Origin of the sequence: Paraburkholderia piptadeniae (assembly GCF_900007165.1) — a bacterium.
GTDB classification, from domain to species: Bacteria; Pseudomonadota; Gammaproteobacteria; order Burkholderiales; family Burkholderiaceae; genus Paraburkholderia; species Paraburkholderia piptadeniae.
Genome location: NZ_CYGY02000045.1, coordinates 36,898 through 48,161 on the forward strand (window position 1 = coordinate 36,898; position 11,264 = coordinate 48,161).

Annotated in this window: 10 protein-coding genes; 3 read left to right on the forward strand and 7 right to left on the reverse strand. The window is 67.4% G+C overall.

Translation table 11 applies throughout. The annotated features are described in order from the left end of the window. Nucleotides 1-32: 32 nt before the first annotated feature. The 5 genes from BN2476_RS22990 to BN2476_RS23010 all read right to left on the reverse strand — a co-directional run bounded on the left by BN2476_RS22990 (nucleotide 33) and on the right by BN2476_RS23010 (nucleotide 6,153). On the reverse strand, nucleotides 33-896 hold the full coding sequence (locus BN2476_RS22990; RefSeq protein ID WP_087736459.1) for a formylmethanofuran dehydrogenase subunit C: 864 nt from the start codon (nucleotides 894-896) through the stop codon (nucleotides 33-35). Then, a complete protein-coding gene (fhcD, locus tag BN2476_RS22995; protein ID WP_235850930.1) occupies nucleotides 893-1,891 on the reverse strand; it encodes a formylmethanofuran--tetrahydromethanopterin N-formyltransferase in 999 nt (332 codons plus the stop codon). The genes BN2476_RS22990 and fhcD overlap by 4 nt, the downstream gene beginning before the upstream one ends. Nucleotides 1,892-1,914: 23 nt before the next feature. Next, nucleotides 1,915-3,615, reverse strand: a complete 1,701-nt coding sequence (locus BN2476_RS23000; RefSeq protein ID WP_087736460.1) for a formylmethanofuran dehydrogenase subunit A — start codon at nucleotides 3,613-3,615, stop codon at nucleotides 1,915-1,917. Next, a complete protein-coding gene (locus BN2476_RS23005; RefSeq protein WP_173819651.1) occupies nucleotides 3,612-4,991 on the reverse strand; it encodes a molybdopterin-binding domain-containing protein in 1,380 nt (459 codons plus the stop codon). Before BN2476_RS23005 ends, BN2476_RS23000 begins: the two co-directional genes overlap by 4 nt. Nucleotides 4,992-5,370: 379 nt before the next feature. Continuing rightward, nucleotides 5,371-6,153 (reverse strand): HisA/HisF-related TIM barrel protein, encoded by a 783-nt coding sequence (locus tag BN2476_RS23010; protein WP_087736461.1) that lies wholly within the window; start codon nucleotides 6,151-6,153, stop codon nucleotides 5,371-5,373. 16 nt (nucleotides 6,154-6,169) lie between these two features. Here BN2476_RS23010 and BN2476_RS23015 point away from each other — a divergent pair, with 16 nt between their 5' ends. The 3 genes from BN2476_RS23015 to BN2476_RS23025 all read left to right on the forward strand — a co-directional run bounded on the left by BN2476_RS23015 (nucleotide 6,170) and on the right by BN2476_RS23025 (nucleotide 9,112). Continuing rightward, the gene (locus tag BN2476_RS23015) at nucleotides 6,170-7,216 is read left to right on the forward strand and encodes an ATP-grasp domain-containing protein (protein ID WP_087736462.1); all 1,047 of its coding nucleotides are present in this window, start codon (nucleotides 6,170-6,172) and stop codon (nucleotides 7,214-7,216) included. Further along, on the forward strand, nucleotides 7,213-8,322 hold the full coding sequence (locus BN2476_RS23020) for a hydantoinase/oxoprolinase family protein (RefSeq protein ID WP_087736463.1): 1,110 nt from the start codon (nucleotides 7,213-7,215) through the stop codon (nucleotides 8,320-8,322). Before BN2476_RS23015 ends, BN2476_RS23020 begins: the two co-directional genes overlap by 4 nt. Nucleotides 8,323-8,521: 199 nt before the next feature. Continuing rightward, nucleotides 8,522-9,112, forward strand: coding sequence for an amino acid kinase family protein (locus BN2476_RS23025; protein ID WP_087736475.1), 591 nt, complete (start codon nucleotides 8,522-8,524; stop codon nucleotides 9,110-9,112). Between the two features lie 129 nt (nucleotides 9,113-9,241). Here the strand turns inward: BN2476_RS23025 and BN2476_RS23030 are convergent, their stop codons facing one another. Both BN2476_RS23030 and BN2476_RS23035 read right to left on the reverse strand, forming a co-directional pair. Then, on the reverse strand, nucleotides 9,242-9,940 hold the full coding sequence (locus tag BN2476_RS23030; RefSeq protein ID WP_087736464.1) for a (5-formylfuran-3-yl)methyl phosphate synthase: 699 nt from the start codon (nucleotides 9,938-9,940) through the stop codon (nucleotides 9,242-9,244). Nucleotides 9,941-9,987: 47 nt separating this feature from the next. Then, complete coding sequence (locus tag BN2476_RS23035) at nucleotides 9,988-10,605, reverse strand: DUF447 domain-containing protein (protein ID WP_087736465.1); 618 nt, start codon at nucleotides 10,603-10,605, stop codon at nucleotides 9,988-9,990. Nucleotides 10,606-11,264 lie beyond the last annotated feature (659 nt).

The following is an 11,264-nucleotide window of genomic DNA, read 5'->3' on the forward strand; positions in this document are numbered from 1 at the left end:
TCGGTTCCCTCGATCATTCTGCGGCGTCCGCATTATTCGACGATCAGCAGTTCGCCGCGGCCATCGACGGCAAGATCGCCCGCGTAGCGCCGCGGCAGCCGGTGCGCATCGAGCGCTGCAAAGGGCGTAAGCCGTCGCTTCATTAACGCAGATGCAGAAGCCATCTCGCTGCATTGCGCGGCCAGCGCGCGCGCGAGCAGCGACCAGAACACGTCGAAGCCGCGCCCGCCTGCCGTAAAGGTTGGCGGCACGCGCTCCGGCCGTTGCAGCAGCAACAGTGTGCCGCGCCGCATGCCATAGCCATAGTGTGCACCCAGACGGCCAGCGATGCCGATCGTGCCGGCGACGAGCCGCGACGCCGCGTAATCGCCCGTATCGCCGCCGATCAGCACGGTGCCGCGCCGCATCCGGTCGGCGAGGCGCGCGCCCGCGTTGCCCGCGACGATCAGCGTGCCGCCCGTCATGCCTTCCATTCCGCCTGGCCGCGCGCCCGCGACGAAATCGCCGCTGTGGCCCTCGACCGTCAGACGCCCGCCGCTCATCTCGCAGCCGGTGAAATGCCCCGCGTCGCCCTCGATGTCGAGCGTGCCGCCCGTCATTCGCAAGCCGGCGTAATCGCCGACTGGACCCGTCACGCGCACGCTGCCCGCATCGAGATGCGCGCCGATGCCGTCCAGCCAGCGCGCATCGCCTTCGATCACGACGCGCGCTGGCGCATCGTTCGTCGCGAGCGAAACGTCGAACAGATCGCCGATCGCAAACGCTTCGTTGCCGGCGGACAGCAGGAGCCGCTCGATCGCCTCGCCCGACAGTGCCGACAACGCCGACGGCAGCAGCGGCGAGCCGTCGACGCGAAAGCCCGGCGCGTCCTTCACGCGCAACGTGATCGCGGTCATGGCGCGCCGTCCTTCGCGGCATTCGTCGCGCCGCGCGACTTGCCGTCCGTCGTGCCGCCCGACGTGCCGCCCGTTTCGCGCTGCACAATGCCCGCGGCCAGTTCGCGCAGCCTGAAATGATAGGGCCCGAGCTTGCCGCCATAGTTCCCGGCGGAAATGCGCACGACACCACTGCCTGCTGCCGATGCCGCGTCGATGCCCGCTGTCATTGCGGCGCCCACGTCGGCATCCGTCAATCCGTCGATCACGATTTCGAGCACGCAGCCGGTCTGCGCATCGAGTTCGCTGCGATGCGACAAGCCGATCAACGTCGGACAAAACGCATCGTTCGTCGACGCGACCGCGCCTTTGTATTTCGACCCGATCTTCGATCCCGAACGCACGACGCCGCCAGGAAACGGCGTGATTACGTTGGAAAGACGATGCATCGCGGCGACGGCGGCTTCCGCTGCCCCCAGTGCGCTGTCGAGATCGCGCGCGAGCAGCAGCAGATTGCCGCCGCCGACGGCCTTCACGGTCTGCACCGTTTCCTCGCAGACGAATTCGCCGTCCATCACGGGCACGCGCCAGTAGCGCACGCCGTTCAGCATTTTCGAAATCTGCCAGCCGTCGCCGAAAAAGCGCAGCGAGCCGCCGAGCGGCGCGGCGTCCGACAGCGGCGCGCGCGGATCGATGCCGTTGTAGACGGCCGTCGTCGGGCACGTCAGCACGCATTGGCCGACGCGTCGCACGATCTGCTTCGCCAGTTCCTTCGACGACACCGCGAAGATCAGCACCGAGACGCCGGGCCGGCCGTCGGGCGTGGCGTCGGCGGGGATTTCGTGCTCGATGCCCGCCTCGCAGCCGCAGTCGATCACCGACGTCGCGAAGCCCGTCAGCGAATCGGCCGCCGCGCGCGCCCAGCGCGGCGTGTGCGCGGTGATGACGAGCCGCGTCGCCTTCATCGGGAAGGCTTCCGCGAACGTGTCGTCGATCAGGGTGTCGTTGATCTGCATCGCGCGTTGGTCCGCTCTGAACCTCATGCCCGCGCGAAGCACGCGACGGGCAACAGCCGTCCGCCGCGGCAGCACGCGCAAATTTCGTCGTCGCTGATCGCGGCATGGGCGAAATTGGTGGCCAGATTCGCTTCGCTGTACTGGCGCAGCGTCGTTTCGATGCTCCTGTCGAAATCGGGGGAGACGAAGTGGATGCCGCCCGTCGGCGTCGACACGAGATTGCCGTCGCGCGCGACCAGCTGGCCGTCCTTGAACACATACGCGGGCGACGTGAACATCCGCTCGCGGTCGGCGTCGTCGGGATAGACGGCGATGTCGGCGGCGGCGCCCGGCCCGAGATGGCCTCGATCCTTCAGGCCGAGCAATCGCGCAGGGCCCGCGCGCGTGACGATCGCAATCTCGTACAGCGAGTACTCGCGCTTCAATTCCTGTAGCGCGCTCGCGACTTTCGCTTCGGGATGCAGCCGATCGAGTTGCGCGTCGCGGAACGGCTTGTCCATCAGCAGGCGAATCAGATGCGGATAGCTCGTGAACGGGCCGCCGTTCGGATGATCGGTCGTCATCGACACGCGCCACGGGTCGTTCACTAGCAGGAAAATCTCCAGCCCGATGATCCATTGCAGCGCGTTCACATAGCTTTGCTCGCGATAGCGGAACGGCACCACGCCGCAGCCGGCATCGCATTCGATATCGCCGACGATCCACTTGTGCGGCCTCGCGAGCGGCGCGTTCTTGAACTGCATCATCGTGTCGCCGGATGCCGTGACCGTCTGCCCGAAAATGATCTGGCCGACGTCGATCGACACGTTGGGCCGTGCGTTGGCGGCCTCCGCGATTGCGCGCGCTCCCGACGAAAACTTGCGCGGACCTTCCGTGCCGTAGCTATGGAACTGGATGTGCGTCAGATGGATGGGCAGGCCGTCGGCGGCATCCATCGTCGCGATCGTCGAATCGATATTGCCCGGCACGCCGAGGTTGCTCGCATGCACGTGCAACGGATGCGGCACGCGCAGTTCCGTGAGCGCGCGCGTCAGCGTGCGCAATACGTCGCGCGGCGTGATGCCGTAGTGCGCGTGCGCCTCATCGACATCGAGCGAGCGCTGGTTGAACTTGAACGCCGAAATGCCGCCGGGATTGACCACCTTCACGCCGAGCGCGCGGCTCGCGTGCATCGTCCAGCCGACGTAATCGCGCAGGCGCTCGAAGTCGTCCTTCGCGGCGAGCATCTGCAAGAACAGCTCGTCGTTGCCGAGCATCACGTAAGCGCCGTGGTCGATGATCGGCGTGTCGCCCATTTCCAGATGCGCATGGCGTGCATTCGACGCGATCATCGCGGGCTCGAATGCAGCCGTGTAGCCCATCTCCGCATAGCGATAGCCGGTGGCGAGCGTGCCCGGCGTGCAGATGCCGCACGACGGCATGCGCAGATAGCGGCCCTGTTCGTCCTGCACGGCTTCATACGAGGCGTCGCGCGGCGCGTCGTCGCGATGGTCTTCGGGCAGCAGGAGCCGCGACAGGTTCGTCTTGCCGCCGCCGATGTGCGAGTGCAGATCGATGCCGCCCGCCATCACGATCATGCCTTGCGCGTCGTAGTCCACGTCGACGGCGCCATCGGCGGGCGGCGCGACGATGCGGCCGTCGCGGATATACAGGTCGCGCACTTCGCCGTCGATGCCGTTCGCGGGATCGTAGAGGCGGCCGCCCCGCAGTCGCGAGATGCTCATGACGGCCTCCGCGTCAACGCGGCGCGCGCGGCGAGGTCATCGGCGAGGCGCGCCGCAATCGTCGCGACGCTGGGCAGCGCAATGTTCCGCGCGGGATGCAGCGGCACGACAACGGACGCATCGACGCGAAACAGATGCCCGTCGCTGTCGATACCCGGCGTAGCGACGGGAATGAACACGGTCTTCGCGCCGCGCGACGCGATCGACGATGCGAGCGTGGGCGCGCCGAGCACGACGACGGGCACATCGTCGCGCAGTTCGGCGGGCAGCGCATGCGGCTCGAAGCTCGCTATCCACAACAGCGCGTCCAGTTCGCCCGCCGCAAGCAGGCGCGCCATCCGATAGCGATACGGATCGTGATCGAGCGGCGGCGTGCCGGACAGCCGGTCGGGCTTCGACACGCGCGTGCGCAACGGAAAGCCCGACAGCCATGTGACCGCCTGATTGACGCTCAATGCGCCGTCCGCGCCGCCGAGCGTCAGCACGCCGGCGCGGCTCGTCCGGTTGATCGCCTTGACGATACGGTGCAGCGCTTCGATCGGCAGCGCCGCATGCGGATGCGGTAAAGCGGCGGGTTCGATCACGAATGCCGTGTAGCGCGCCTCGTGTATGCGCGCCATCAGCGACGCAAGCTCGGTCGCGATGCCTGTGCCGTCTTCGAGCGCTTCGGGCTTGCGGCCTTCGGCGATCGCCGACCACAGCGCGAGCACATCGTGCAGCGACGCGGCGGAAAGAATCGAACCGGCGCGCGCGTCGTCGAGGCGGCTCGCGACGGGATCGACTTCGCAGCCGACGAAGCGTATCTCGCGCTGCATCGCCGTGCCGCTCGCGATGCGCTCATAAAAGCGCGGATGCCGCGCGGCCGGCTCGCAGCCGAAGACGACGAGCAGGTCCGCGCGCGAGCGCACTTCCGAGAGAGTCGTGAAGAACGCGCCGCGATCCTGCAACGCGAGCGTCGCGGCCGTCATCGCGTCGCCCTGCAACGAATCGACGATGGCGCCGCAGCCGGCCGCAAGCGCATAGAGCGCGCGCGTTCCCGCAATGTCCGTCGCGCAGCCGAACAGCGGGCGGCGCGATCGGGCGAGCACCGTGACGGCTTCGTCGAGCGCGGCATCGAGCGATGCGGGCGTGCCGTCGATCGAAGGCGAGCACACGTTGTCGCTTGCGTCGTAGCGCGTCAGCGCGTGCGCGAGGCGCGGGCAATCGGTGAAAGGCGCCGTGAGCGTCCCGTCGTTGCCAGGATGGACCTCGATGTCGTCGCACAGCAGCGGGCAGAACGGGCAGGTCCAGTCGGTCGTCGCCGCGGGGAACGGCAATGGCCCATCGGCGGGCGAGGCCGCATTGGCATTCGTGACGTGGGAGTTGGACTCGTGCATGAAGACCCGTTCAGCAAGGTCCGTGCCGATTTCCCGTATCCCGCGCGTCGTGCGCGCATGAGATGAGGGGCGGCTCGCGTGGCGCAACACGTGCGTGCGCGTTAGCGTTTTTCGCGGTGCTTGCCGATGGACCTTATGCGTCTCGCGCTTTTTGGCGTAGCGGCTCGAACGGTCGAACGCGAGCACATACGTTCAGCGAATGAAGCGGTTCCGCGTTTCGCGCGGCCTGCGGCGCGCAGCACAGTATGTGCTCCGCGCTGCAACAGTGTGTCACTTCGGGACACCACGGCGCGCAATGTGCAGACGACACACGCCGTTGCTGCAACGCGGTCCGCGTGGCATGGATATTGTTTCGCGGTTCACGCCGAAGCGTCCGCGTTCACCGTGCGCGAGTTGCAAGCGTTTCGATGAGCCTGCCGTCATGAAGCGCCGATGCGACCAGCCATGCATCGGCGCCGCTGCGTGCCGCTGCATCGAGATCGCCGCGATGACGGATGCCGCCCGCGCCGATCAGCGTTCGCTGGCCTGCTTGTGCGCGGATCGCGTCGAAGGTGTCGAGGTCGGGGCCTGCATCGGCGCCGACCTGATCGAGCGTCATCACGATCACGCGCGAAGGCCATGTCGACGGCGAACGAAGCGCATCCGCGATGTCGGGGGCCGCGATCAGCTGGCCGCCGCGATGATCGAGCGACAGGATGGGCGCATGGCCGGCCGCTTCGGCTTCACGCAACGCGTCCGGCGAGCGCAGCGATTCGGAGCCGAACACGGGCACGATGCGCGCAATCGCCTCGCGCTCGAATGTGGAGCCGACAGCGGAAGCGATGCGCGCGAAGTGGTCGAGCATCGACGGGAAGTCGGCATAGCCGGCGTCGAGCCAGATTTCGAGCGGCGCGCGTTGCGGGTCACGCTGGCTGTGAGGATCGGCGAGGCTCGTGGCAAGTGTGGCGAGCGTCGATGGGTCGGCATCGCGTGACATGATCGCGCCCAGGTCGGCGACGTACAGTACACGCGCGCGGCTCGCGGCGAGCAGCGAGCGGGCGACGGCGAGCGGTTCGCTCGTCGCGCAAAGGGAAGACTGGATGGGCCGATAGTTCGCGCGGTCGCCGCGTATCGCGTGCACCGCGTGAGCGTCGAGCAGATCGAGTACCGGGATCACCTGCATGCGGAGACGTTCCTTGATGAAGATCTGGGTTTATGAGTATCTCACCGGCGGCGGCATCGACCGGCAGTTCGTGGACAACAGCAGTCTCGCGGACCTGAGCGCGCTCGTCGTCGAAGGACGCATGATGCGCGATGCGATTGTCGGCGATCTGCGGCAGCTCGAAGGCGTGCAGGTGAGCTTCGCCAGTTCGCGCTTCGAAACCGTCGACGACGGCGTCGCGCATTGCCGCGCGAAACCCGGCGAAACGATGCTCGAATTCGTCGGGCGCGCCGCGCGCGAGCACGACTATGCGTGGATCGTCGCGCCGGAGTGCGACGGCCTGATGCTCGATCTCGCCGATGCCGTCGGTCCCCAGCGCTGGATCGGCTGCACGAAGGAAGCGATCGCGCTCGCATCGAGCAAGCGCGCGACGGCGCAGCGCCTCGCGTCGCGCGGCATCGCCGTGACGCCCGCACTCGAAGCCGCGCAGATCGACGCGCACACGCAGCGGCGCTGGGTCGTCAAGCCCGACGACGGCGCGGGTGGTCTCGATACGCATGTGTTCGACGATGCGGACGGCGCGCGCGCCGAATATGCGGCGCGCTGCGCAGCGGGGCGCGACACGGTGCTTCAGGAATGGGTGGACGGCGATCCGCTGAGCGTGTCGCTGATCTGCGATGGCTGCGATACATCGCGCACGACACTCGTCAGCATCAACCGTCAGCGCATCGGCGTCGCGGCGGCCGTGGCGGGGCATCCTGGGCGGGTCGTCGGCTTCGAAGGCGTGGAGATCGGCTGCATCGACCACCACGGCGCGCAAGGCCGCGCGCTCGATGCGCTCGCGCAGCAGGTCGCGGCCGCGTTGCCGGGGCTGCGCGGGTTCGCCGGGATCGACGTCGTGTGGCACCCGAGCCGTGGCCCTGTCGTCATCGAAGTGAATCCGCGCGCGACGGTCGCGTATGCGGGTCAGTCCGCGCGGCTGGGCCGTAATCTCGCGGCCGACGTGCTCGCGGCGCACGGCCTGTATGTCCGTGCCCGTCCTGCTGCCGACAACGCTCTCTTCACTTGCGGAACGGGAACATGAGCGCGTCCTCTGCTTCGAGAGAATTCGCGATCTTCGGCTGGGATGTCGGCGGCGCGCACGTGAAGGTGTCGCGCGTCGACGCGTCGGGTGCCGTCGCCGATATCGCGCAATGGGCCTGTCCGCTGTGGCAGGGGCTGGAACACCTGTATCGCGCGATCGACGATGTGGCGGCGCGCTGGCCCGATGCGTTTCACGCGCGCTCGCGCCATGCGGTGACGATGACGGGCGAGATGGTCGACCTGTTCGCGGACCGCGAGCACGGCGTGCGCGCGATCGTCGATGCGCTCGCCGCACGCATCGGCAACGCAACGGTTTTCTTTGCGGGCGCTTCTGGCTGGCTCGACGCCGCGTACAGCGTCACGCAATGGCGAGCGGTGGCATCGGCGAACTGGCTCGCGACGGCGCAATACGTCGCGACGCGCATGCGCGACTGTGTGCTGATCGACATCGGCAGCACGACGACGGATATCGTGCCCGTCGTAGCCGGGCGCGTCGCGGCGCGCGGCTCCAACGATGCGGGCCGGCTCGCGACGGGCGAGCTCGCGTATCACGGCGTCGTGCGCACGCCGCTGTGCGGCATCGCGCACCGGATCGCGTTTCGCGGCGAGACGACGGGCGTGATGAACGAATGGTTCGCGACGAGCGCCGACGTCTACCGGCTGACGGGCGAGCTATGGCCGCCGCACGATCAGCATGCGAGCGCGGACAACGGTCCGAAGACGGTGGCCGCGAGTTGCGCGCGGCTCGCGCGGATGATCGGCCGCGACGCCGCCGATGCGCCCGAGCACGAATGGCGCGAGTTCGCGTTGGCTTGGCGCGACGCGCAGTTGCAAGCGGTCGGCGCGAGTTTCGCGCAGGTGTGTGAAGCGCATCCGTCGTTGCACGGGGCGCCCATCGTCGGCGCGGGATGCGGGAGATTTCTGGCGGCGTCGCTGGCGCGTGCGAATGCGCGTGAATACGTGGACTTCGGCACGCTCGCGCGCACGGCGGCGAGCGCGCCAGAGCACGCCGCCGAATGGATCGCGACGTGCGCGCCGAGCGTGGCCGTCGCATTGCTGATGGCGAACGGGCTCGCGCAGCGGCGGGCGTCGACGCGCGCCGCGTGAATGTTTCCGCGAGCGTGCGCGGCTTTGCTGCATGTGCTGCGCATCGTAGCGCGACACGCGTGGCCGCATGCGGACTTCGCGGGATCGAACGGGTGACGCGTTGTGGGGCGCGGACGGGTATCAGCGGGGGCCATCGGCGGGGGGCCATCAGCGCGGCGCAAACGCCGCCGTGGAGTCGAACGAGAGCGAGGTAACGGACATGTGGGTGGTGAAGATCGGGGGAAGCCTGAGTCACGACCCGTCGCTGCGGGACTGGCTCACGCAGCTTTGGGAAGTCGGCGGCGGGCGCGTCGTGATCGTGCCCGGCGGCGGGGACTTTGCGGACAGCGTGCGCGCGTATCAGCAGGAATGGCAATTCGACGATCTCGCCGCGCACAACATGTGTCTGCTCGCGATGACGCAATACGCGCTTCTCATGCAGGCCGTCCTACCCGATCTCGTGCTCGCGACGAACGAGGAGCTGATCCGGCGCGCGTTGCGCAAGGGCAAGGTCGCCGTGTGGATGCCCGTGTGCCTGATGCGCGTCACACCCGATTCGATGACCAACTGGGACACGACGTCCGACAGCCTCGCCGCATGGCTGTCGACGACGCTGAACGCCGAGCGCCTGATGGTCGTCAAGTCGTGCCCCGTCGGCGAGGGCGTGCCGCTCGTCACGCTCGCGTCGAAGGGCGTGGTCGATCCGAGCTTCGTCCACTACGTAAAAGAGGCGAACTACGAGGTCGAACTGTTCAGCAAGACGGATGTCGCGCTGGTGCGCGAGCGGCTGCTGAATGCGTCGGCGGTTTGAGCGGTTTTGAGCGTGTGTGCCGGCGCTGCGGCGGTACGGTGCGCGTGCGCACGCATCACATTGCGTCGGCGGTTTGAGCGTCTGTGTCGGCGCCGCGCGGGTACGGCGCGCGTACGCATACGCATCACGTCACGCGGCAGCGCTCGGCGCGGCGTGATGAAGCGCGTCCGCCCATTGCGCGACGCGGCGCGGATCGAGCCGCGACGTGCGGCCGTTTTCGCAAAGCGCCGTGCGAAATCCGGCGACGTCGGGCGCGAGCGTGCGGATCTGATCGAGTTGCGGCCAGCCTAGCGAGCCCGCGATGCATGCCATCGCGCCCGATGCGCGTATCGTCGCGATGTAACGCGCGAGCGTCGCGCCGTCGATGCAGTCGAAAAGCGTGCGCCCCATCTTGCCTGCCGTATCGAAGACGATGCCTTCGAAGCCGAGTGTCGCCGCATGGTCGACGAGCGACGCATCGATACCGTCGTCGGACAGCAGCACGGGAAGCACGGTCGCGTCCAGACCGGCGAGGTGCGTCAGACACGCGCGCGCATGCGGCCCCGGCATGACGCCGACTTTCACGAAGTCCACGCCTGCATCGCCGACTTCGGCGACGCGCGCCGCGATCGTGTCGAGCGCATCGGGCGGCAGGTCGCCGATCGTCGCGCTGATCGGCTTGACCGGGTAGCGCGCGCGCAGCGCATGCGCGATGCGCCAGAGATCGTCGGTGCGCACGCCGCCCAGCGCGCCTTCGAGCGGTTCCTTCAGGTCGATCAGGTCGGCGCCGGCAGCGGCGGCGTCGAGCGCTTCTTCCGTCGAGCGAACGCTGGCGAGCAATGCGGTCATCGAAGTCTCCGAAAGGGCGATGCGGGGGCAATGCGTGGATGGCGGCATCACGTCGTGCCGGCGTGCGACGGCGCGGGCGCGCTGCTTTTTCCCGACTCCGACGCGGTGCCTGTTGCGCGAAAGCGTTCGACGGCATCCGTGATCCATTGCCACGCGGTGAGTTCATCGGGGCCGGCCGTTTTGTCGATGGCGATCTGCAGATAGGCCATTTCGTGGTCGACCTTGTCGGCGGGCAGCATGAAGAGGCGGCTCACCAGAATCGCGCCTTCGACGACGGCCGCCTGCGCGCGGTTGAAGCCGCCGAACGGCGCGTGCGTTTCGCTGTGCACGCAACGCATGTGCAGCACGGGGCGTTGCGGATCGTCGGTCATGTGGTCGAGCAGCAACTCGGTGTGCGCGAGCGATTGCTGCAGCCGCACACTGGCGACGCGGCTCGCGGCGCGGATCGGCCAGTCGCGCTGCGCGCCCGTCACGCAGCCTGCGAAGACGCGCACGTCGGTCGTGAAGTTGATGACGGCGGCGTGGGTTTCGAGGATGTTGTCGAGCGTTTTCGACGGTCTGAACGGGGCCAGGATCGCGAGTCCATGCTCGAAGCGCACACCCATCGGCGCCACGTGGGGGTGGCCGTTGCTTGCCGCTGTCGTGATTACTGTTTCATGGATCATGGATGTGGCCTTCTCTTCTTCTCTGTCTGCGACGCTGTTTGCTTTTTGGGCTTACCGCCGGCATCCGCGGTTTGTGTCTGCGACGGCCTTTTATTGTGGTGTTTTTGCCCTTGCGTTGGCATCCGCGATGCGCCTCGCGGCGCGGGCGTTGCCCCTGTGCGGGGCGGCACCTACTTTTCTTTGCAGCGGCAAAGAAAAGTAGGCAAAAGAAAGCCGCTCACACCGCCAGTCCTTGACCTTTACCCACGGGCTCTCAACGTCCCCACCGTTCGCACGGCAGCACACCGGTCCATTTGCGTTGCCAACGCGCTGATCAAATGCCTCACCTGCATCATGCATCCGAACTGCGGCCCACGACATCGAATATTCCCAAGCCCCTTTGCGGCAAACTGTGTGTAGGTCTTCGCACCGCACGGGACACCCTCGCTACGCGATGCGGCTACAAGTGCGGTGTCCTGTACGACACAGCAACCTCATTCACTACCGAAATGGGGCGCTGAAACATTCGATACCCTTAGACCTGCCACACGCGCGTGAAGCGGGTGAGGCGGGTGAGGCGTTTAGCCAGGGCGTTGGCAGCCGACATAGGCAAGCACATTGCCGCGCGAAACACGGGGACGTTGAGAGCCCGTGGGTAATGGTCAAGTATTGGCGGTGTG